The sequence below is a fragment of the Phaeocystidibacter luteus genome, assembly GCF_008933115.1.
Classification (GTDB): domain Bacteria; phylum Bacteroidota; class Bacteroidia; order Flavobacteriales; family Schleiferiaceae; genus Phaeocystidibacter; species Phaeocystidibacter luteus.
Genome location: NZ_WBVO01000009.1, coordinates 67753 through 90172, shown reverse-complemented (window position 1 = coordinate 90172; position 22420 = coordinate 67753). Strand labels below are relative to the sequence as shown.

Annotated in this window: 19 protein-coding genes; 7 read left to right on the top strand and 12 right to left on the bottom strand. The window is 46.4% G+C overall.

Annotation, left to right across the window (positions count from 1 at the left end):
* Window positions 1-12: 12 nt before the first annotated feature.
* Complete coding sequence (locus tag F8C67_RS11075; RefSeq protein WP_151667915.1) at window positions 13-1155, bottom strand: DUF2911 domain-containing protein; 1143 nt, start codon at window positions 1153-1155, stop codon at window positions 13-15.
* A gap of 754 nt (window positions 1156-1909) precedes the next feature.
* A complete protein-coding gene (locus F8C67_RS11070) occupies window positions 1910-2596 on the bottom strand; it encodes a hypothetical protein (RefSeq protein ID WP_151667914.1) in 687 nt (228 codons plus the stop codon).
* 666 nt (window positions 2597-3262) lie between these two features.
* On the opposite strand from F8C67_RS11070, the gene rpsA reads away from it, so the two are divergent.
* From rpsA to F8C67_RS11050, 4 genes are all read left to right on the top strand, one after another.
* The gene (rpsA, locus tag F8C67_RS11065; protein ID WP_151667913.1) at window positions 3263-5257 is read left to right on the top strand and encodes a 30S ribosomal protein S1; all 1995 of its coding nucleotides are present in this window, start codon (window positions 3263-3265) and stop codon (window positions 5255-5257) included.
* An 85-nt stretch (window positions 5258-5342) separates the two neighbouring features.
* The gene (locus F8C67_RS11060) at window positions 5343-6434 is read left to right on the top strand and encodes a Nif3-like dinuclear metal center hexameric protein (protein ID WP_151667912.1); all 1092 of its coding nucleotides are present in this window, start codon (window positions 5343-5345) and stop codon (window positions 6432-6434) included.
* A gap of 5 nt (window positions 6435-6439) precedes the next feature.
* Window positions 6440-7234 (top strand): zinc ribbon domain-containing protein, encoded by a 795-nt coding sequence (locus tag F8C67_RS11055; RefSeq protein WP_151667911.1) that lies wholly within the window; start codon window positions 6440-6442, stop codon window positions 7232-7234.
* Between the two features lie 48 nt (window positions 7235-7282).
* A complete protein-coding gene (locus F8C67_RS11050; RefSeq protein ID WP_151667910.1) occupies window positions 7283-8746 on the top strand; it encodes a tetratricopeptide repeat protein in 1464 nt (487 codons plus the stop codon).
* Window position 8747: 1 nt separating this feature from the next.
* On the opposite strand, the gene F8C67_RS11045 is transcribed toward F8C67_RS11050, so the two are convergent.
* The 7 genes from F8C67_RS11045 to F8C67_RS11015 form a co-directional block, all read right to left on the bottom strand.
* Window positions 8748-9470 carry a class I SAM-dependent methyltransferase gene (locus tag F8C67_RS11045; RefSeq protein ID WP_223277555.1) on the bottom strand — a complete coding sequence of 241 codons (723 nt, stop codon included), beginning with the start codon at window positions 9468-9470 and terminating at the stop codon, window positions 8748-8750.
* Between the two features lie 32 nt (window positions 9471-9502).
* On the bottom strand, window positions 9503-10309 hold the full coding sequence (map, locus tag F8C67_RS11040) for a type I methionyl aminopeptidase (RefSeq protein WP_151667908.1): 807 nt from the start codon (window positions 10307-10309) through the stop codon (window positions 9503-9505).
* Between the two features lie 10 nt (window positions 10310-10319).
* Window positions 10320-10736: a BT0820 family HAD-type phosphatase gene (locus F8C67_RS11035; RefSeq protein WP_151667907.1), complete on the bottom strand. Its 417-nt coding sequence runs from the start codon at window positions 10734-10736 to the stop codon at window positions 10320-10322.
* The gene (gpmI, locus tag F8C67_RS11030; RefSeq protein WP_151667980.1) at window positions 10733-12259 is read right to left on the bottom strand and encodes a 2,3-bisphosphoglycerate-independent phosphoglycerate mutase; all 1527 of its coding nucleotides are present in this window, start codon (window positions 12257-12259) and stop codon (window positions 10733-10735) included. Before gpmI ends, F8C67_RS11035 begins: the two co-directional genes overlap by 4 nt.
* Before the next feature lie 76 nt (window positions 12260-12335).
* Window positions 12336-13022 (bottom strand): isoprenoid biosynthesis glyoxalase ElbB, encoded by a 687-nt coding sequence (gene elbB, locus F8C67_RS11025; protein WP_151667906.1) that lies wholly within the window; start codon window positions 13020-13022, stop codon window positions 12336-12338.
* 141 nt (window positions 13023-13163) lie between these two features.
* Window positions 13164-13769, bottom strand: a complete 606-nt coding sequence (locus tag F8C67_RS11020; RefSeq protein WP_151667905.1) for a DUF3575 domain-containing protein — start codon at window positions 13767-13769, stop codon at window positions 13164-13166.
* A gap of 65 nt (window positions 13770-13834) precedes the next feature.
* Window positions 13835-15412 carry a hypothetical protein gene (locus F8C67_RS11015; protein ID WP_151667904.1) on the bottom strand — a complete coding sequence of 526 codons (1578 nt, stop codon included), beginning with the start codon at window positions 15410-15412 and terminating at the stop codon, window positions 13835-13837.
* 149 nt (window positions 15413-15561) lie between these two features.
* On the opposite strand from F8C67_RS11015, the gene F8C67_RS11010 reads away from it, so the two are divergent.
* On the top strand, window positions 15562-16245 hold the full coding sequence (locus F8C67_RS11010; RefSeq protein ID WP_151667903.1) for a hypothetical protein: 684 nt from the start codon (window positions 15562-15564) through the stop codon (window positions 16243-16245).
* 683 nt (window positions 16246-16928) lie between these two features.
* On the opposite strand, the gene pepE is transcribed toward F8C67_RS11010, so the two are convergent.
* Window positions 16929-17627: a dipeptidase PepE gene (gene pepE / locus F8C67_RS11005; RefSeq protein ID WP_151667902.1), complete on the bottom strand. Its 699-nt coding sequence runs from the start codon at window positions 17625-17627 to the stop codon at window positions 16929-16931.
* A 99-nt stretch (window positions 17628-17726) separates the two neighbouring features.
* Entirely contained in the window at window positions 17727-19307 is a 1581-nt protein-coding gene (locus F8C67_RS11000) for a hypothetical protein (RefSeq protein ID WP_151667901.1), read from the bottom strand.
* Window positions 19308-19385: 78 nt separating this feature from the next.
* On the opposite strand from F8C67_RS11000, the gene F8C67_RS10995 reads away from it, so the two are divergent.
* On the top strand, window positions 19386-20078 hold the full coding sequence (locus F8C67_RS10995) for a hypothetical protein (RefSeq protein WP_151667900.1): 693 nt from the start codon (window positions 19386-19388) through the stop codon (window positions 20076-20078).
* Window positions 20079-20107: 29 nt separating this feature from the next.
* Here F8C67_RS10995 and F8C67_RS10990 read toward each other — a convergent pair whose 3' ends face one another.
* Window positions 20108-21655 (bottom strand): hypothetical protein, encoded by a 1548-nt coding sequence (locus tag F8C67_RS10990; RefSeq protein WP_151667899.1) that lies wholly within the window; start codon window positions 21653-21655, stop codon window positions 20108-20110.
* 103 nt (window positions 21656-21758) lie between these two features.
* Here F8C67_RS10990 and F8C67_RS10985 point away from each other — a divergent pair, with 103 nt between their 5' ends.
* Window positions 21759-22418: a hypothetical protein gene (locus F8C67_RS10985; protein WP_151667898.1), complete on the top strand. Its 660-nt coding sequence runs from the start codon at window positions 21759-21761 to the stop codon at window positions 22416-22418.
* The last annotated feature ends 2 nt before the right edge of the window (window positions 22419-22420 follow it).

Here is a 22420-nt window from a genome sequence, read left to right as displayed (position 1 = left end):
GGGGCATTGAATCTAATTAATGTCCTCCCCCTTCCTCAATTTCTCCAAGTTGGCTTCAAGGGCGGGGCCGTTAAGGTTGTCGCCTTCAGGCACATTTTCCAATGCTTTTTCACCGTATTCTATGGCCTTTTCGAATTCGCCCATGGCGGAATAGCCGCGCATGAGTCCTACGTTCACGGGCCACTGGTCTGGGTAGGTATCAGCATTGGCCTTGAAAATTTCCAGTGCGAATTCTGCATCCAATGGAATCATTTGGCGTCCGAGTCCGTGGTTTTGGAACACACTTCCTGTTGGGTGTGTAACTGATTCGAGGAAGAGCGATTTGGCCTCATCCGTCTTTTCGTTCGCCATGAGCACACGTGCTTTTGCGCGAAGGGTAGTGGCATTTCTTTGTCCGATGAACGGAGCGTTCAACGCATAATCGGCCCACTCTTCGGCTTTTTCGAGATCCATATTGTTGTTTGCGAGGAACAGTGCTCCCTGCGCCCAGTTTTGGGCAGTGAATCCTTGTTGATTATGAAGCTCACCTTCGATGGTTGCGGCGTACAACTCCATCACATTGGGAGCCTCGAAAGAAATGGGCACGGCAATATCCTCCCATTGAAGCTCCATCACGCAGCTGGTGAGTTGGCGGTCAGTAAAGGTGAAATTGAGCCATTCGGTGTACTCGTGTTCTTTGGGAGTTACTTCTACACGAAGGGCATCGTATTGTGGGTCGTAAAAGAAACTGCCCCAATCCTCGCTGCGGTGCGAGAAGATGACGGTCCAGGGTCCTTCTTCTTCCACAATCATGTGCAGGCCATACGTGCCGGCTGCGAGGGGTTGACCTTCGACCATTACGTCGTGTGAAAGAGTGACGGTGGTGTTTTCGTTTGCTCCGGCTCTCCAGGGCGAAGGGGACTCTTCGGAACTGGCTCCAAAGCCGAGGTTATTCAATCCATACGGAATGAGTTCTCCCCATATATGGCCGCGTCTATCTTGTCCGTTTGGGCCTTTGACATCGGGACTTGAATAATGGACTTTTACGGAAACTGGCCCCATCCATTGGGTAGTTTCGGCGTGTTGGTTACCGCCAGAGGGCGGACCGGAAATCTGGGCGGAAAGGGAAAGGGAGAGGCACACTGCGAAAGCAGTACTCAAAATTGAAGTTTTCATGATGAGTTGAGGTAGTGCCAGCTCGAGTAGCAGGGTGAAGTTCGGGAAAAGGGTGGGGAAAAGCAAGGGGGGCGCCTGCGGCGGAAAGGATCCGCTTGCCAGCGGAAAGGATTCGCCTGACGGCGGAAAGGATACGCCTGCGGCGGAAAGGATCCGCTTGCCAGCGGAAAGGATTCGCCTGCCGGCGAAAAGGATCCGCCTATCGGCGGAAAGGGTAGAGCTGTGGGCCCGAAGGTAGGTTGAAGGCTGGTTGGTCTATCCTTCCCATGCGTTGACTAAGCCTCACGAGAAGCCTTAATGTCGTCGGTAAATAAGTCTAACGGTCTAACGGTCTAACGGTCTAACCCTCTAACCCTCCTACAGTCCAACCCTCTCCCGAATCGGCTTCGCCTCTCGGGATTCCTCCTTTCAGTCGGAACATTCCCAAAGTCCGTAAGTCCGACCATCTGAAAGTCCAACCCTCTAACCCTCCTAAAGTCCAACGGTCCAAACAACCAACTTCAATCTTTCGAAAGTCTTGTCTGTTGAAAACTAAGCGTTTGTAAACGTTTACTTTCCGATTAATGCCTGGGGGAATCGTAGCTTGAGAACGGGGTGGGGCTAGCAGACCCCACGAAAAAAGATCGCTGACCAGGACATCTGGCCACCAGTTGCCGACCACTTGAGGCCAACATACACACTAAGGAATTCTAGGTGAGTGCTGCTATGTTATTCAGATGGGATGTTCTACTTTTTATGTCGCTTCTAGAAAGTCCTACATGAACACTATTCGATACGTCCATCGACGATGACCTTTCCACGCTTGAATGGTTACGTAGGTAAATTCTTGTTTTTCGATAGCTTGTTCTGAATACCATTCGAGACTATATATGGGCATAATGAGCCGATTGGTTGTGAAGCAAAGCATATCAAATCTTAAGCTGAACCCTTGCCGTTCTAATGATGACTCAATGTCGGATAATGTGGTGTAAACCGGGTAGTAATCACTATTGAGGTTTAGGTCACTAGGAAATTCTAATGAATCCAGTGAGGCACTCCAAAGTGTGTCACCATACAAGCCGGGTTCCACGAAGTAGCGAATGCCATCTCTGTCTAGGTTTAGGAAGGACGTCCCAAATTTGTGTGAATAAATCGGGTCGGGATAAACCAATGTGTCTACCATAAATAAGGTTTCCGATCCGTCAGCTTTAACTTTGAACGTGCCTTCTGCTTTTACGATACTCCGACAACCATTGTTCAAAGGATCGCGACCAACGGAAGCATGGTAGGCAGTTAAACTATCTCTGTTGCGAGAGTAGGGTGAGAGTTTGTTTAATGCTTCAACATCAGTTAAATCAAGACTGAAATAGATTGTATCTACACTTAGGGTTTTGGTAATTGTGTTTTGGCTGAAACTGAAATAACTGCTGAATGCAGCGATGAGTAGCAAAGAGATTTTCATGAGAAGAGCTTTATTCGGTCAAATGTAACGATTATGATGCTTGTTGAGCATTGTTTCAATGGGTCTCCCGCGCAATATTTAGAATTCACGGCACAACAAGTATTGAATCCCGATTTGATATCTAGCAGACCAGTCTACGACATTCCCTCATTGAAACCAGTAGCTCTGCAGTCTCCCGCGTCGGCTATGCCTCACAGAATTCCTCAGTGTAATCGACAACTCTGTCTAACTGTCTAACGGTCTAACCCTCTAACCCTCCTACAGTCCAACCCTCTCCCGAATCGGCTTCGCCTCTCGGGATTCCTCCTGTTAGTCGGAACAACAGACTCCTGGGTAGGCTGAGCCTTTCGAGATGCCTAGCTGAGATTGGTAACCCCGTCTAACGGTCTAACCCTCTAACCCTCTAACCCTCCTTCAGTCCAACCCTCTCCCGAATCGGCTGCGCCTCTCGGGATTCCTCCCTTCAGTCGGAACAATCCAACAGTCCATTAGTCCACCCCTTCTAACCCTATTGTTTATCAAATAAATACCCCGTATATTTGCAGCCCTTTTTCCTAAGGACGCAGACAAGCGGGGAAATAGGTGATTTTCAAATACATGTAAAACGTCTCCCGGTGTTTTTCCTGAATGCTTGTCAACCCGAGATACAAAAAGCTCTTAGGCCGCATGGCAGAAGAAAACAAAAAAGCCGCTGAAGCGAAAGCTGAAAAGGCAGAAGAAACAGTAGTTGCTGAGGAAGCAGTTGCAACCGAAGAAACTACAGAAGAGGTAAAGGAGGAAGCTCCGAAGGCTGAGAAAGCCGCTCCTAAAAAGTCTGCTCCAAAGAAGAAAGCAGCTCCGAAAGCTGAAGAAGTTGAGGAGGATGAAGAATCTGAAGAGGAAGTAGACCTTACTCCAGAACAAGAAACAGAATTCGACTGGGACGCTTACGAAAGCGGAACAATCAAGAAAGGTGCACAGTACGATGAGCTCGCTCAGATGTACGAAGACACCCTTGGTTCTTCAGTTGAGCACCAAGTAGTAAACGGTAAAGTGGTTAACATCACTGATCGTGACGCTATCATCGACATCGCGTCGAAGTCTGAAGGTGTTGTTTCTCTCAATGAGTTCCGCTACAACCCAGACCTCAAAGTAGGTGATGATGTTGAAGTGCTCGTTGACAAGCAGGAAGACAAGTACGGACAGCTCGTTCTTTCACACCGCAAAGCCCGTTCTATCAAGGCTTGGGATCGTGTGAACGAAGCTTACGACAATGAAGAAGTTGTTAATGGTTACGTGAAGTGCCGCACGAAGGGTGGTATGATCGTAGACGTATTCGGATTGGAAGCATTCTTGCCAGGTTCACAAATCGATGTGAAGCCTATCCGTGACTACGATGCGTACGTTGACAAGACTATGGAATTCAAGATCGTTAAGATCAACCAAGAGTTCAAAAACGTGGTTGTTTCTCACAAGGCGCTTATCGAAGCTGACCTTGAAGAGCAGAAGCGTAAGATCATTTCTCAGCTTGAGAAAGGTCAGGTTCTCGAAGGTATCGTTAAGAACATCACTTCTTACGGTGTGTTCATCGACCTTGGTGGTGTTGACGGATTGGTACACATTACCGACCTTTCTTGGAGCCGCATCAACCACCCATCTGAAGTGGTTGAACTCGACCAGAAACTCAACGTTGTTATCTTGGACTTCGACGAAGCCAAGACACGTATCCAATTGGGTATCAAGCAGCTTGAGGCACACCCTTGGGATGCTCTATCTGAGGAACTCAATGTTGGTGACAAGGTTAAAGGAAAAGTTGTTGTTCTCGCTGACTACGGTGCATTCGTAGAAGTTCAGCCAGGCGTTGAAGGCCTTATCCACGTATCTGAAATGAGCTGGAGTACTCACCTCCGCAGCGCTCAAGATTTCGTGAAGGTTGGCGACGAAGTTGAAGCGATCATCCTTACCCTCGACCGCGAGGATCGTAAGATGTCACTCGGCATGAAGCAACTTACTCCAGATCCATGGGCTGATATCCAAACTAAGTACCCTTCAGGAAGCCAGCACAAAGGCGTGGTTCGCAACTTCACCAACTTCGGTGTATTTGTTGAGCTAGAAGAAGGTATCGACGGTTTGATTCACATCTCAGACCTTTCTTGGACTAAGAAAATCAAGCACCCTAGCGAGTTTACTAGCATCGGTGCTGAGCTTGAGGTTAAAGTTCTCGAAGTTGACGTTGAAAACCGTCGCTTGAGCCTTGGTCACAAGCAAGTTCAAGAAAACCCTTGGGATAACTACTCTGCAGTATTCACTGTAGGTAGCGTACACGAAGGAAAAGTTGTTGACGTATTCGATAAAGGAGCCAACGTAATGTTCGAGACTTTCGGTGTAGAAGGATTCTGCCCAGGTCGCCACACTGCGAAAGAAGACGGTTCTTCTATCAAAGCGGGTGAAACACTTGACTTCAAAGTGATCGAATTCAGCAAAGATGCTCGTCGTATCGTAGTATCTCACACTCAACTTCACAAAGAAGTTGCAGGTGGTGCTGAAGACGTACCAGCTGATGACGCAGGTGCAAGCAAAGGACGTCCAGCTAAGAAGGCTGCTCAATCTGTTGAGAAGACCACTCTTGGTGACCTTGACGCACTAGCGAAGTTGAAGAAAGACATGGAAGACAGCGAGTAATCGCCAAACCCAAGTTCTCATATCTAAGCCCTTCTTCAGAAATGAAGAGGGGCTTTTTCTTTTCCACAAAAGCTATATTCGCTACATGAGAATCGCGGATATCATTTCACACCTCGAAGGCATCGCCCCAAATGCCTATCAAGAATCGTATGACAACAGCGGATTGCTTGTTGGTAATGCCAACGACGAATGCACCGGCGTAGTTGTAAGCCTCGACGCCACAGAAGCCGTCATCGAAGAAGCAGTCGCCAAAGGAGCAAACCTCGTCGTTTCTCATCATCCCATCATTTTCAGCGGATTGAAACGCCTCAATGGCAAGAATTACATTGAGCGAACCGTAATGTTGGCCATTGTCAAAGGGGTGGCGCTCTATGCCATCCACACAAATCTTGATAATGTAGATACTGGCGTAAACGCAAAGCTGGCCGAGGTGTTAGGACTTCAGAATACACGGATTCTAAGTCCCAAAAAAGGCTGGATTCGAAAGTTAGTCACCTTCGTTCCTAAATCTCATATTGATGAGGTGATGAGTGCCCTGTTTGCCGCTGGAGCCGGTAATATTGGCACATACGATGAATGTTCATTCCGAAACGACGGTACGGGTACCTTCAGGGGAGGCGAAGGTTCTGATCCATTCGTAGGCGTTCCCGGTCAACGTCACGAAGAAGAAGAGTTCAGATTGGAAGTGTTGTATCCGTTCGACCGACAATCCAAAGTGCTGAACGCACTATTTGCGTCACATCCGTATGAAGAAGTGGCCTATGATCTCATTTCTCTTGAAAATTCTCGAGCCGAAACAGGCTCGGGCATGATTGGAGAGTTGGAGAGTGAAATGACCACTCTAGAGTTTCTGAAATATCTCAAAGAAAAGGTCGGTGGAGTAGTGCGATATACGAAACCGATTGGCGAAAAGGTAAAGAACATCGCTATTTGCGGAGGTTCGGGTAGCTTTTTGCTAAATGATGCCATCCGACAAAAAGCGGATGTTTTTGTTACGGGCGACTTCAAGTATCATCAGTTTTTTGATGCGGATGACCGCATTGTAATCGCCGATATCGGACACTTTGAGTCCGAGCAATTTACGATTGAGCTATTGTACGATGCTATTCGTGAAAAATTCCCTACTTTTGCCACCTTCAAGACGGCAGTCAAAACGAACCCCATTTTATATCTATAAGTTCTATGGCAAAGACGAAAGAAATGACGGTCGAAGACAAGCTTCGCGCATTGTACGATCTTCAAATCATCGATCGCAGAATTGATGAGATCCGCAACCTTCGCGGAGAATTGCCATTGGAAGTGGAAGATCTAGAGGACGAAATTGCTGGTCTCGAGACAAGAGTTGAAAAGGTTTCTAACGAGATCAAAGACTTGGAAGACGAGATCAAAGACCGCAAAATCGTTATCAAGAACGCCACCGAAAAGATCAAGAAGTACGAAGAGCAGCAGAAGAACGTTCGCAACAACCGCGAGTTCGATGCTATCTCTAAGGAAGTCGAGTTCCAAGAGTTGGAAATCGAGTTGAGCAACAAGCGCATCAAGGAATTTGAAGCGAAAATTGCCAACAAGAAGGAAGTAAAGAAAACAGCAGCAGATAAGCTAGCTGAACGCAAGAGTCACCTTGAATTCAAGCAAGGCGAACTCAAGAGCATCATGAGCGAGACCGAAAAAGAAGAAGAAATTCTTCTGAAGAAGTCAGAAGAGCTCGGTAAAGGCATCGAAGAGCGCCTCTACACTGGTTACCGTCGTATTCGCGAGAAAGCTCTCAACCGTCTAGCGGTTGTTTCTATCGAGCGTGGTGCCTCTGCAGGTTCATTCTTCGTTATCCCACCGCAGCGTCAGCTTGAGATTGCACAGCGTAAGAAAATCATCACTGATGAACACAGTGGTCGTATCCTTGTAGACCCTGAACTCGCACGCGAGGAAGAGGAACGCATGGGTAAAATGATCGAAGATATCTTGGCGAAAGCTAAATAAGACACTTCATCTTAGTAACTTCAAGGGCTCAATTTGAGCCCTTTTTTTATGCGCCAAATCGCCATCATTCTCGCCCTGTTCCTCGGGATCTCTGGTACTTCGCGTGCTCAGGTTCAAACCGATCAAACCTTCAATTCAGCAATAGAAGAGATCTTCAAACTGAACTTCAGCTCTGCTCAAGCTCACATTCGAACACTCTCCAACACCAATGATTGGCGAGTTCCTTATCTGAGGTTTCAGATTTCATTCCTCAAGCATTTTGTGGATGAAGACGAAGCGGCCTTTGACAAAGATCGCAGTCGCATGGAAGACTTGATCGAGTCCGTTGAGGATAACGGCGATCAGGATAGTCCCGATTATCACCTCTACTTAGGCGAAATGAATTTGGAAATGGCCTCTATCGAAGCCAAGTTCAATCATAAATGGAGCGCAGCGGGTTATGGTCTCGATGGAATAAATCACCTCGAAGATGGCCAAGAGAAGTTTCCTACCCATAAGCCTATGTATGCCGGTATCGGTGTGCTTAATGTTGCCCTAGGTTCCATTCCAGATAGCTACAAGTCATTCGCGGCATTTCTGGGGTTTTCTGGTGATTTAGAGCGCGGTTTTCGTTACCTCGATAGAGCTATCGATGCGAGTAGCAAATCCGAGTACGCACATCTACGAGCTAAGCATGTCTTCATCTATGTGTACGTGATGAATGCACTCCAGCCTGGTAAAATCGAGTCTCTTACAGCATATGGGGTGAATCCAAAAGAGAACGCCTTGCTCGCATTTCTGGAAGTGAAACTGCTTCAAGCTCGAGGTAAGAACAACGAAATCATCGAAATGATTGAAGCGGTTCAGGCAATTCCGAACAGATACAACTTCCCATATTTGGATTACTTGCTCGGACGAGCGAAGCTGGCCCGAGGAGATGACGACGCCAACTTGGTCTTAGAACGCTATGTGCGAACTACGAAAGGCGTAAATTATCTCAAGTCTACGTTTAGGTACCTCAATTGGTACTACAGACTAAAAGGGGCAAATGCCTTGGCAGAGTCGTACAAGCAAAAGGTACTCGAAGAAGGAAATGACTTTGTAGGAGCCGATAAGCAAGCACTTCGTGAAATGGAGTCGGGTGATTACAACCTCACTCTTATTCGCGCCAGGTTGGCTTTTGATGCGGGCGACATGGTGAAAGCTCTGGAGTACGTTCCGTCTACCGACGCCCACAAATACTCCTATGCAGAGCTCATCGAATTTCACTACCGTCGCGGTCGAGTATTTCAGGAATTGGGACAATTGAGCCTGGCTGTGCAATCGTTTCAACAAGCTGCAAGGATTCAGACCACACCCTTGACGTTTGAACGCGTTAATGCCGAATTACAACTCGCTTTTATCTTAGAGGATATCAATGCAAATGCTTCCATCCGACATTACCAGAGCGTTCTCGAGTTTGAGAATTATCCTTGGTATGAGGGAACGCAGCAGAAGGCGAAGGCCGGTCTGTCTCGCTTAGGTGTGGAATAACTTACTTGGTACAAACGAACAGCGGCTCTCCCTTTGGAAGACGGTAGCGTTCGAATTCCTCTTCACTCAATTCCTCGCTGTAATCGACACGCGTAACCTTGAAGCCGGCTTTTTCCAAGCGATCCTGATAGTCTTTACCATACTTCCGAACGTGGTCGTATTGGCCGAATAGCCTTTCGCGCTCCTTCGGATCAGTAATGGTAGGATCTTCTACGGTCACCTCTTGTTCAGGAATCCAAGGAACTTGAGCAATGGCAAGTCCGCCTGGTTTTAGAACACGGCACAATTCACGCATGCACTGCTGATCGTCGGTTACGTGTTCTAAGACGTGGTTGCAGAACACAACGTCATAGCTATTATCCTCAAAGGGAATTTCGTGGATGTCGAAACTGTAATCTGCAATCGGACTATTCAAGTCTGCCGTGGAATAATCTAGGTTATCCATTTTGCGGAATCGGCCGTAAAAACACTGTTCTGGAGCGATGTGCAGCACCTTGTGATTCTTCGTAAAGAAATCGGAATCACGTTTCAAATAGAGCCACATTAAACGGTGTCTCTCCAGGGAGTTGGTCCCAGGTGAAAGAGCGTTTTCGCGGATATTTCCACCGTACCCGTATGGAAGGAACTTGCGGTAGCTTTTGCCGTCAATCGGGTCAGTGAATTTCGAACCTCCATAAATGACTGGAGCAAAGAACTGTACGATATAACTCAACCGAATGAGCATCGGCCGAGGGATATATTTCAAGGCAAACTTGATCATATTTTCGCTGGAACTGAAAAGTCTTCTTCTGGCAAGCCGAGTGCCTCGAAAACATAGTTGAAGGTAGAAAGAACGTCCGGTTTACCATCTACAATGGCCACGTCGTGTTCGAAGTGTGCAGAGTGCTTGCGGTCGCCTGTTACAATAGTCCAATTGTCTGGCAAGTATGCCACGCGATGCGTACCCATGTTGATCATAGGTTCGATGGCGAGTACAAGCCCTTCCTGCAATTTCTTTCCTCTTCCTTGCTTGCCGTAATTAGGAACTTGAGGATCCTCGTGCATGGTTCTCCCGATACCGTGTCCTACAAGGTCGCGGACTACACCGTAGCCGTTAGACTCGGCGTGCGCTTGTACGGCGTGACCGATATCTCCAAGGCGCTTCCCTGCGTGCATCTGCGCGATGCCGAGGTAGAGAGACTCTAAGGTGACTTGAAGAAGTTTCTTCACCTCTGGGGCAACTTCACCTACCTGGAACGTGTAGGCATGGTCTCCATAGAAACCGTTCTTCAGTGCTCCGCAGTCTACAGATATGATGTCGCCATCTTCCAAGGGTTTGTCATCGGGGTAGCCGTGAACTACAACATTGTTGCGGCTCATGCAAAGCGTGTTCGGGAAATCATACATTCCCAAAAAGCCGGGTTCAGCTCCGTGGTCTCTGATAAATTCTTCAGCAAGTTTATCAAGGTGAAGTGGAGTTACCCCAGGCTTGATTTCACGTGCTACCATGCCGAGTGTTTTCGACACGATTTGTGCGCTCTCGCGCATTAGTTCAATTTCTTCTCTCGACTTGTAATGAATCATTCGTCGTCAATCATCTACGGCCAAAAAAGCCCTTCTTTCTTCTTTTTTTGTGTGCCTCGGCCATTTCCATGGGTTGTTTGGAAATCATTTGATAAACCTCTCCCCATCCTGGAAAGCCACCTACATTTCTATCGTCGATAAAGATGTCAGCATTAATCTTTCTCGGCACATTTCTATCCATTCGATCTTCTCCTGGGAAGCTCGCATTTACGGCGTAGAATTCCACGCCATTCTCTTTACAGAACTCGGCAGCCTTGTCAGCATATCGCCCGTTTCTATAGGTCCACAAAATCAATCTGTGGCCATCTTTTTGAAGCTGCTTCAATGTTTCAAAAGCGAAAAGCTTCGGCTTCCCTATTTCTGGGTAAGCATCTTCAACAACAGTTCCGTCGAAATCAACGGCTATGAGTAATGAGTTTGGAATCATCGTATTAGTAGGCTTTCTCCCGTCATTGCATCTGGCTTGGAGATCCCCATACAATCCAATAGAGTTGGGGCTATGTCTCCGAGTCTTCCCGACTTCAACTTAATTCCGTCCACCTCATTGCTAACGAGGAATACCGGAACCGGTTGAGTGGTATGCGCCGTATTCGGCGAACCGTCAGGATTAATCATGCAATCCGCATTTCCATGATCTGCTAAGATGATAAAAGTATAGTCACTTTTCAAACCTGCTTCAACAACATCTTTTGCGCAAGCATCTACGGTTTCGCACGCTTTAATAGCAGCTTCCATGCTTCCTGTATGTCCAACCATATCCGGATTGGCAAAGTTCAAACACACGAAGTCTGCAGTTGAGTTTTCCAGTTCTGGAACAATCGCATCTCGAATATCACCCGCACTCATTTCGGGTTGAAGGTCGTACGTAGCTACCTTCGGAGATGGACATAGTAGACGCTTTTCACCTTCAAACTCTTTCTCTCTTCCGCCCGAGAAGAAGAAGGTTACATGTGGGTACTTTTCTGTTTCCGCTATTCTGATTTGTTTTTTACCAGCCGCGCTAAGAACCTCGCCAAGGGTCTCCGTCAGGTTGTCCTTTTCGTAGAGTACGTGAACGTTCTTAAAGGTATCGTCATACCTCGCCATGGTCGCATAGTAGATATCTACTGGCTCCATGTTGTATTCTGGAAACGCCTTTTGGGTTAGTGCCATGCTGATTTCACGGCCGCGGTCTGTTCTAAAGTTGAAACAGATGACAACATCGTTCGGTCCAATTGTTGCTACGGGTTGTCCTGATCTAGTGATACAAACCGGTTCGATAAACTCATCGGTAACGCCGTTCGCGTAACTCTCTTCGAGAGCTTTCACAGGCATGGCGTATGATTCACCTTCGCCTTTTACGAGTAGGTCGTAGGCTTTCTTTACACGTTCCCAGCGGTTATCGCGGTCCATAGCGAAGTATCTACCTACAATGGAAGCGATGTGCCCCGTGGTTTTAGCCATGTGGTTCTCGAGATCCTTGATGTAGTTCACTCCACCTTTCGGATCAGTATCTCTACCATCCATAAATGCGTGAACGTAAACGCGGTGTAGGCCTCGGTTGCTCGCTGCAGAAAGTAGGCCTTTGAGGTGTTTGAGGTGGCTATGCACCCCGCCGTCGCTTACAAGTCCAATGAAGTGAACTTTGCTTTGTTTCTCTTCGGCATATTCGAAGGCCTTTACGAGTTCCGGATTTTTCGCCAATCCACCGTTGTCTACTTCGCGATTGATTCTCACCAAGTCTTGGTACACCACACGTCCGGCGCCAAGGTTCATGTGGCCTACTTCGGAATTACCCATCTGACCTTCAGGGAGACCTACGTCGAGGGCGCTCGCCTCAATTTGGTTGTTGGGGTACTTCTGGTAGAGGCTATCGATGAATGGAGTTGAGGCCTTATCGATGGCTGAAACGGAAGGGTCTTTAGCGATTCCCCAACCGTCGAGAATCATGAGAACGGTCTTCTTCAAAATAGTGGATTTAACGAAAAAACGCTTGCTCTCCGCAGAGAATAAGCGTTGCAAAAGTACGGATATTCAACGTATTATATTAGGCTGAGGCCAAGTCGATTACGGTATTAACTGCTTCCTTGATGTTGTTTCGAACCTCGGTGATGCTGGCTTCCATCATGTAGCACGGGGCAGTGACTATTTTGAGCTTTTCATCCACGGCAATCTCATTCACCGTGCGCATTTCCGCATGCGCTCCTGTGCTATTCACACCTTGGCTAATTGCTCCGATGTCGTAAGGAGAAGCTGCCTCCGTAGATCCAACCGTGAGCGTAGCACTGAACTCGCTTCCTTGGAGCGCTTTTGCCACGGTAGTCGGACTCATGCATAGGGCTCCAATTGGTTTGCTGGCAGAAACGAATCCGAGCACCAGGTTTTTAATGGATTCCACAATTTCTCCATCTGGCCCCTCAAAAGCCCATTTTGTAAAGTTCTTCGCGGTGCCAAATCCGCCAGGCATTAGAAGTGCATCGTAATCTTCAATATGGATGTCGGATACGTCCTTTACCTCACCGCGTGCGATTCTGGCAGACTCCACGAGCACGTTGCGTGTCTCTTGCATTTCTTCTCCATTCAAGTGATTCACCACATGGTGCTGATTGATGTTCGGAGCGATACAGGCATACGTGTGTCCAGCTTCTTCAATAGCTAGAAGGGTTAGCACTGCTTCGTGAATTTCGGTTCCATCGTATACGCCAGAACCGTGAAGTAGAACTGCAATATTCATGTCTTGATTTTTTTCTTGAAGATGAAAGTTAAGGTAAGTTGGAGAATTACTGAAGTTAATTCAGCCTGCGCATCTTCTGAAATTCACGGCATAAAAAAAGCCGCCCCGAAGGACGGCTTTAATAAATGTCTATAAATCAGATTAGAATCTGTAACCAACATTCACACCTAGACGGAAGTCCAAGGCAGGAAGTGTGGTAGTGATATCTTGCTCTTGAAGTTCTACTGAAGTCGACTCAACGTCGAAGAGGTAGTAACCGAGACCAGCCCAAGTTCCGAAAGTAAGACCGAAACGGGTTGTCCACATGCGACCAGAGAGAATACCGAGTGCGAGGCCATTGTTAGACTGGTCGTACTCAACGAAGTTTCCGTCTGGATCAAGTCCGCCATAAGGCTCACCTGTAGTACCGTATGAACGGAACTTCAAGTAACCACCTGCGTACCATCCATCGTTTCCTTCTCTTGAAGGATCAAAATAGAAACGGAATTCTGGAGCGATGTAGAAGCCTGAGTATGAAACTTCTTCTGAGCTAGTAGTTGAAGAAATAGAAAGGTTCTGGTAACCGAGAACGGTACCAACAGTCATGTCCTTTTCGAAGTTATAGCCAGCATAGAAGCTATAGTTTGCAAATGCAACGGGCGCAATGTTGAACTGCACGTCGAAAGAGCCACCACCGCGACGTTGCGCCGTAGCTGAGAATGAAAGTGCTAGGCAAGCTACCACTAGGAGTGTAGAAATGTTACGCATTGAATTTGAATTTAGTTAGCGAATTGAATTTCAATTGTTAATGCCCAAAGGCATTGTGAGGTTACTTATTCTGAAATGGTCAGGCGACCAACTTTTACATCTTCATCGTCGGCACTAAAGATTATAGCTTCGCCGTGATGCTTAGAGAATCCTGCGGAGGGAAGGAAGTACGTATCGTCTTCTTCATCCTTGGTTTTTGTGAGAGCTTCGTACCAAACGTTTCCGTTTGTGTCCATGGTTACCATTACCACGTTTCCTCTGCGGATGCTCCAATCTTGATACGTGTCGATTGACGGATCTTCTTCACCCCATTCCTCAATGTTGTCTTTATCATCATTGAAAATGAGATGGAATTTGTCGTTGTTCACTACGAGAAGGTCACCCATGAAGAGGTCGCTTTCAACGAAAACTTGGTTCAATGGAAGGTGAGTCATCCACACAAGTTGACCATTTGAGTCGATTCTTTCGATCAGGTAATCTTCGTAATGGTTGGTGATTACTTTACGGTAGGATACTGGTACTCCCATCACAGTGCCGGTAACTACATAATCTACCTCTTCATATCTGCACTGTTGTACTAGGATAGCTCCTCCGTCATCGATTCTTCTAAAGTGAATCACTTTGAACGGGCGGCCGTACCGATCAAAGATGTCGTAGCGAGTAGTCATGCGATCCTTGATCTGCTCAGGGATCTCATCAAAAGAGGCGCTTTCAACTGCAAATCCTTCATAGTCAATAGTCATGAAGAAAGTGAGATCTGCCTCATCGAAATATTCCATGGAAGCGACCCCGCCAACATGCATGTTGTGATCATCTAGGTGAATCCAAGGGCTCGATACGAAGTAGTCGTCTAATTCGAGGTCTAGCCCCTCGAGTTCATTCGTAGTATTCTCATTTATCTTGTAGATGGCATAGTGCTGATTTGACTTTCCTTCTACGTCTTCTTCACCGCGATCTAGATCGGGCAGGTCGTAAGCCAAAACGTAGAGGTTGCCATCCTTGTGGAGAGCGTAGTCGATAACCTGAAAGTTCTCGTGGTGAGTTCGTACCGTAATCTGGTTGTCCCATTTCTTTTGGAACGCAAGGTCATATGAGACGATTCTAAACTTCGCTTGTTCGTCTCTTATGAACTGTGGAATGGCAACTACGACAAATTCATCACCGTCTTCATTCCATTCAATTTGAAATTTGCCTTCAGTGGCGTCGTCCGTTGTATAGTATTCGAGTTGAGAAAGTCGGCCCATGTCGCCGTCGGCAGTGATATGCTGACCAAGCAATGACATGCGGTCTTTATACTTGTCGAATGCGTTGTAGAAAACGAAAAACTCTCCGTTGATAATTCGAACTTCCTCGAACCCGAGTTCGGCATCGCCCCATTCAAGTGGACGTGTCTCGATGTGCCATACTTGCTCGAACGTTTCAACGTCGTACTTAGTGAAGAACCACTTTCTTCTATCCCAACCTTCACCGTTGTTTACAGCAAAAGCATAGATGTATTGTGAATCGACGCCCGCAATGGTCTGTTCTCCATCAATCTCGTGAATGTCACTCCATTCCAAGTTTGTATTGAAACCTGAAGGCACTTGAGCAAAACAAAATGTGGTAAGCAATGAAACAGAGAGAAGCGAAAGAATTTTCTTCATGAGAGAGTTTAAATGTTAAACCTCTCAATTATAGCGCGTCATATAACACTATGTGAAATACAGGAGAGAGGCGAGGCGACAAAAATAGAAGAATATTTGAAATTGTAACTACTTTTGGCCGCGACGCACATTTTTCACGCTTTCTCAAAATGAAATATCTCTTTCTCTCTCTGGCCATTCTTGGTCTGTCTGTTCCCTCTATGGCGCAATTGACCATCCGCTCGGATAAGTCTTCCTCAAATTCTGAAACCCGCCAAAGCGGATTACCTGATCTTCAAGAAGAAGAGGAAGAGGAGTTTCCACGTTGGTCGGTCGCTTTACTTCCTACCGAAATTCTCGCTGGTGGTGCCCCTGTTTTTGTGCAGTACAATTTTGATAAAAACTGGGCTGTAGAGGTAGGCGTTGGGCCAACCTTTTGGAACTTGGGCTACGCATATTCGTTCGTTGGGCACAGGCGTTTTGACGAAACCTACAATGGCACAGGAATGGGATGGGAATTCTTCTCTAGAGGAAAGCTCTACTTAAATCGACGCAAAGGATTTATGGCCAAACGTGGAGGTTTCTTCTCGGCGGGTTACACCTTTAAAAATCACAACCGAGTGAGTCAGGACGATGCCTCCTTCATTGTAGAAGACAACATCAATTACCATCAGTTCACCCTGAATATTGGCTACCGTCGCAACTATGGGTCTCACTTCTACATGGAAGTATACGGCGGCTATTCTCCGTCATGGACCTACTTCAACAGAGTGTATCGCGATGGAGCTACCGAAACGGATTTGGTACGTGACTTTTGGCCAACTTTTGGGGTAATGGTGGGGTATTCTTTGTAATTCTCAGGTGAGAGAAGAGCTTCATGGTTGACATCCTGGTCGACAAGAGCTCACTCCACCGCGCAATATTTTTGATAACCGGCATGCGCTAAAGCAACATGCCTTTTACCCGGAATTTCGAATCACGCCACGTTGATCCCCTGCGAGCTCACTCCACCACGCAATGCTCAAATTCTCTGCGAGAAACCTCTCCATGAGAAACCTCTCCACGAGCTAGCTTCAAATGAAGCATAAGATTTTTGATAACCGGCATGCGCTAAAGCAACATGCCTTTTACCCGGAATTTCGAATCACGCCACGTTGATCCCCTGCGAGCTCACTCCACCACGTAATGCTCATGTTCTCTGCGAGAAACCTCTTCACGAGAAACCTCTCCACGAGCTAGCTTCAAATGAAGCATAAGATTTTTGATAACCGGCATGAGCTAAAGCAACATGCCTTCTATCCGGAATTTAGATCCGCTATCGAGATATACTCGTACCCTTTTTTTACGCACGAATCACCTCGTAAGGATTTTAATTAGCGTTTTTGCATTTAGCGTATTTGCGCGAAACCCACCACGCACATCCCCCTGCGAACTCACTCCACCACGCAATGCTCAAATTCTCTGCGAGAAACCTCTTCACGAGAAACCTCTCCACGCGAAACCTCCGTGCCCTCTGTTTCTCCGTGTGAGGCACCCCTCACAGCAAATCACTCCAATCTCCCTGCTCTCTTTCTATCGCCGCTGACCCCTTACGGAACAAGCGCGCCGTATGTGGCCCCTTCAACTCAAGCTGGTCGCCTTCTCTTCGCAACCAAGAACCTTCCCGGATACCTATTACAGGTTGGTCATTAAAGTGGTGAAACTCGTTGATCCGGGTTTCTCTGGTTTCCCCCATATGTGTGCTACTCGGATCTGGGTCCAAATAATGCGGGTTTATATTGAAAGGTACTAGACCCAAGGCATCAAAGCTGGGAGGGTAGACAATTGGCATGTCGTTCGTAGTTCTAACCGTCAACCCCGTAAGGTTGCTTCCAGCGCTTGAACCCATGTACGGCAAGCCGTTTTCAACTGCTTCTTTTAAGGGTTTCATCAAGCCAAGGTCGTACAGTGTTTTGACGAGCACGAAGGTGTTTCCGCCACCCGTAAATACGCCGTCCGCCTCTGCTAAAGCTTTAATGGGGTCTTCATGCGTGTGTATCCCAGTCATTTCGAAGCCCCATTCGGTGAACCTTTCGGAAGCCTTTGCGGTGTATTCATCCCATGAAATTCCACCTGGACGTGCATAGGGAACGAAGAGAATTTTCTTCCCTTGGAAGAAGGATTTCACTTCGTCTTCCAGATAGGTGAGGTACGGTTTTCCGTGGATGGAGGAGGTAGAAACGATGAGTAGTCGCATAGATGTCTTTTGGCTTTACATGGCTCAATAAGGTAGGGCAAAAATGAGGAACCTCTCGCTTTCATGAAAACGAGAGGTTCACTCTTTCCATTGAATGGATTAGTCCGCCGCCTGAAAGCGGCCAATTCGAATTTCTTCGAAATCATCGTCATCCCGACGAAGCATGATGAGCTCGCCGTTCGACTTGCCGGTTCCGATGGATGCACGAGGTGCAAACCAAAGGTCATCATCATCTTCACCTTGCTCAATCTGAACGTAGGTGATGTTTCCGGAGATATCTAAAGTCACCATAGCAACATACGTGTCGCTATTCATATCCACATCTGAAATTTCATCGTCCTCGCCCGACCAATATTCCTGGCTGTCTTCATCATCCAAGTAGAAGATGAAAAGCTTATCGTTGAGGGTTGTAATGGAGAAACCTTGAAAAGCGCGCGTGTCATCCACAAATTCCTTTGGAATTCGCTTTGACCATGCTACGGTTCCATTGCTATTGTGGTTAATGGCGATGAGGTCGTTGTCGACATAGGTATATTCATAGTAGCTGCCGTTCTCCGTTCGCACTCTACGTTTCGTGTAATAGTTGATTTGATATAAGCAGAGCAATCCGCCGTCGCCTCTTCGAATCACTCTTCTCAGAACAAGATTGTCATCCAGTCCATCGCCATCCTCGATGTCGTCATCATCCAAATATTCACGCTGTAACGAAAGTTCAAATGGTGTGAATTCTGAATATTCTAAAGCCCATGTAGATTGGACTACCTTAAAAAAGAAGGTGCCGTGTGGGCCGTCGAATTTTTCGTTTTCATACAGTCCCGTAAATACGATTTGGTCGTTTTTATTGTCGAGAATTAAATCACGCGTTTTGAGATTGTAATCGTTACTTGGGATTTTGACTTCTTCAAGTAGAGACGTACCACGATCAAAGCGCATGATGCTGTAGAGGTACATCGGCAAGTCATTGTTGTTCTCATACCTCGGGTTAGGGTAGCTGTAGAGAAAGTAATAATTGCCCTCTGCGTCCATGCCCTTTTCCTCAAGGCCACAATTTTCGTAAGTGTAATCGAAGGTGTGGTCGTATTCGAAGAGGACCTTCAGATCGAAATCCAATATGGTTACGTGATGTTGACGTAAATCTTCTTCCTTGTCGTATTCGGTCTGATAGGTATTGTAGAAGAACTCCTCTCGGTTTTCGTCGAAGTACAAATAGAAATAGCCGTCATCTTCATCTTCAGCCTTTATCGATCCGATTACTTCATAAGGCGTTGTGGAACCATCATTATTCACGAACTGACGAAGTCGAACGAACTGCTCCTGGTCGTCGAGATAACAGCTTGATAGAATCATGAATCTTCCATCGACATAGTAGAAGTCGTTCAGTTCAGGATATTCATCCGCAAACTTCTCGTCGACCACCGTCTGCGTCCAAAAAATGTCAAAAGTGTTTTTGTTCATCTTGATGAGCTGCAAACTCATTCTAGAAAGGTAGCCTTCCGACTTTAGGGCTTTTATGAAAAGGGTATCTCCATCAGTCTCAATGATTTCGTAATCTGAAATGTCATCAATTTCGATAAGCGGACCCCAATCGAGTGAAGCGGAGACGGAGTGGAGGGGGTTGCCCTGTGAAAATGCGAGACCTGACAGGCAAATTCCGGAGGCGAGTGCGAGATTGCGAAGCATGTAAATCTGTTTAATTAGAAACGAAAATAGAAATCGAGTTCTACTTTAGCGGTACAACTCAATTTATTCTCCTCGCAAATGAAGTGCTCTCACCGATTCTACATGATTCTCTTCACGCTAATGATAGCGGCTTCTAGTCTCGAAGCCCAGAACGTAAGTGTCAACAGGCAAGACAAAGCCACGGAGGGAACGGCTGCCCTTCTTACAGAATCGGAGTTTCCGGTAGCGTACAAGATTTGTGTATCTGACTTGCTCTACGGAAATATTGCCTTCGAAACAGAATTGGGTTTGGGAAATGACTACTCTCTAATCGCAGGTGCTGGTCTAACCTTCACGCCACTAAATGCGCTCAGTTCGTTTGAGCTGCCCTATTCCTTTCCGGAGAATGGGACTGGTGAGCAATTGGGCTACAGCTTCAAGGCTGAGATAAAGGCACATCTCTTAGGAGATGCCATTGAGCAGTCTTCATGGTACGGTTCGCTGGGCATGACCTTCAGGAATTACGATCTAATTAGTCAACATCCACAACTTGAGAACTACGACGGAAACTATGACATGTACGGCCTCAGGGCAACGATGGGAACTAATATCAACGTAAACGACCGGCTCTTGATAGACCTCTATGTGTTTACAGAAATCAGGAGAATACTGCATCGGTATGCCAACGCCTCAGAAGGTAATGGCTCATGGCGTTGGGATGAACGCACCAGCGATTTTAATGCACTGACTTACGGAGTAGGAGTTAGTATTGGGCTGATTAGATATTATTGAAGTTCAGCTATCGAAAGGTCAAGCTCACATTATTCATTGCGAACTTCAAGTCTTTGTAAACGCTTTTTTTCATTGTATCTAAGGAGGTATGCCTCGCCATCCGTAGTTCCTATTGAAACATTTGGACCGAATGTGAAACTATCCTCATCCCGAGAGTCATCAATATGTTCGTAGTAAACGGTTCCATCGTTCTCTATGGCAATAAGCACAATTTTGGCATTTCGAATAGACATTGAACTTATGAAATCAATGTTAGGAAACGTTCTTGCCCATGATTTTAAGTTGTCGTCATCGTCATTTAAGAGGATATACTGTCGATCTGCATCGCTAAAGAATGTAGCGCCGGTTGACCACGGAACTCCATAGGCTTGCTGATCTAAGGGGATGTGTGAAAACCATTGAACCTTTGAGCTATCGGTTACCTTCACTATCATGAAGTCTTTCATGTAGTGGATAAAGTACAATTCTGGATCATGTGTGCCAAAAATGTCCATCGCCTCTCGATCCTCCCTGTAATCATGGATTTGAATTTGGAATGTAATCATAGACCCACCATCGCTGGTGTTGCGGACGTTTGATACAATAAATGGGGAATCCTCAGGGGAGTTGAGATTCCATCTTTCCTTCATGCGTTCAATCAATACCTGAGGAACCAACGCAGCGTCGGTTGCTCTCAGCTCTAAGTCAGTTGTGCTGACCGATTGAATTGAGGCTTTAGCCGTTTCATCATCAAATACTGCTAACGTTCCTATTTCGAGATTCCCGTTCTTGAAGTTAAACCAATGGGTCGACCATTCGCTGGCCGGGATGTCTATGAAACTGGATATACTGACACCTTCGTTGTCGTACTTGTATATTCCTAGAGTATTATGTGTAGCCTCATCATAGGAATATTCTAATATCAAGAATTGCTCACCCTCATCCGAGTGCAGCAAGGATACCAAGCTTGTGTGGTCCAGATTGTGAATCAAGTCGACACGCACTCGTACGATATTGTAGCTTTTATCGTAACGCTGAATTTCAAGTATGGAGTCGGTACCCTCTTGATAGATATACTTGTATATGAAGTCGAATGACCGATAGCCTTCAAGACCTGAGATGAGCCATTTTTCAGAATCATCCCCGTATTTGAGGGAGAAGTGTGCAAGGGGTAGATAGCCTTGGGACATTCCATTTTCTGAGATTTCCATCAGATGTAGTTTCATACCACCGGTTTCAGGCGAGATATGAGAAAGTAGAATGCGAAAGACCCCATCAACACAGTCTACCTGTACAATTTCTAATGGTTCTCCTTCAATAGTTCTCGGCTCACCTCGATACTTCCAAGCCACCTCCAGACTTGACCTGTAAAGTACCACGAACTCCCAATTTGGACTTGAAAACCCATTGCCCACTGTGTGATTGTAGAGATAGATGAACTGGTCGTCGATATGCGCAATATCTGTATAGCCTGTCATCCTAAGATCTACTTCCGCGCCCCATTCCAATTGAAGTCCGGAAGGATTCTGGGCTAGTACATCACTGAAGGAGGCTTGCAGAAATAGAAGCGCTAGCAGAACTTTAATGGAGATAGACATATTAGAGAGAAGAATAGGGGAATAGTATGTACAGGAGTCGAAGTAAAAGGCCTACTCTAGGAAATTAGTAATTTCGAGTTCTATCTCCAAACCTCTTGAATAAATGAAAACGCTCCTCTCTTTCCTTTATATAGCGTTGTTCTTAGCTACAAGTTCGCATGCCCAAATTACAATTGCGGCAGATTCGAGCATGGCGCGGATTACTAATGAAAGCCAAGTAGATCCTAAAGCGACTAATAGCAAAGGGGATGTCACCTTATCCTTCTTGCTCTCCGATATTTTCATGGGATCGTATCCCTTCATGCTACAGGTAGAGTCCAATGATTGGGGAGTAGAAGTTGGAATCGGGCCAACTGCAATCCGAAATAACATTCAATATAATTTCTTCTCGTGGGGTCCCGACTATAAGGAACCAGGCATAGGGTTAGTCTTATTAACTCGAGTAAAGAAATACGTAACCTTGTCATCGTTCTCCCAACGATGGAAGGGGTTTGCTGCGTTGCACTTCGCTCGACGCACGTACCGGTATGACGACCTAAACCGAAACATTTCAGGACAAGATGGAGAGGCGTATAAGTACAACCAGTTCTCGATTGCTCTAGGCGCGAGGTATGAAGCCACTTGGGGAATGCGTACCGAATTCTATTTTGGGGTAGGGAGTCGGTTTGAGTCAACAGTTAGTGAGGGCCCAGGTAATTTCGACGAAGTCATAGAGACTCAGTTCTATTGGGTACCTGTAATGGGGTTGCAAATAGGATTTTAAAA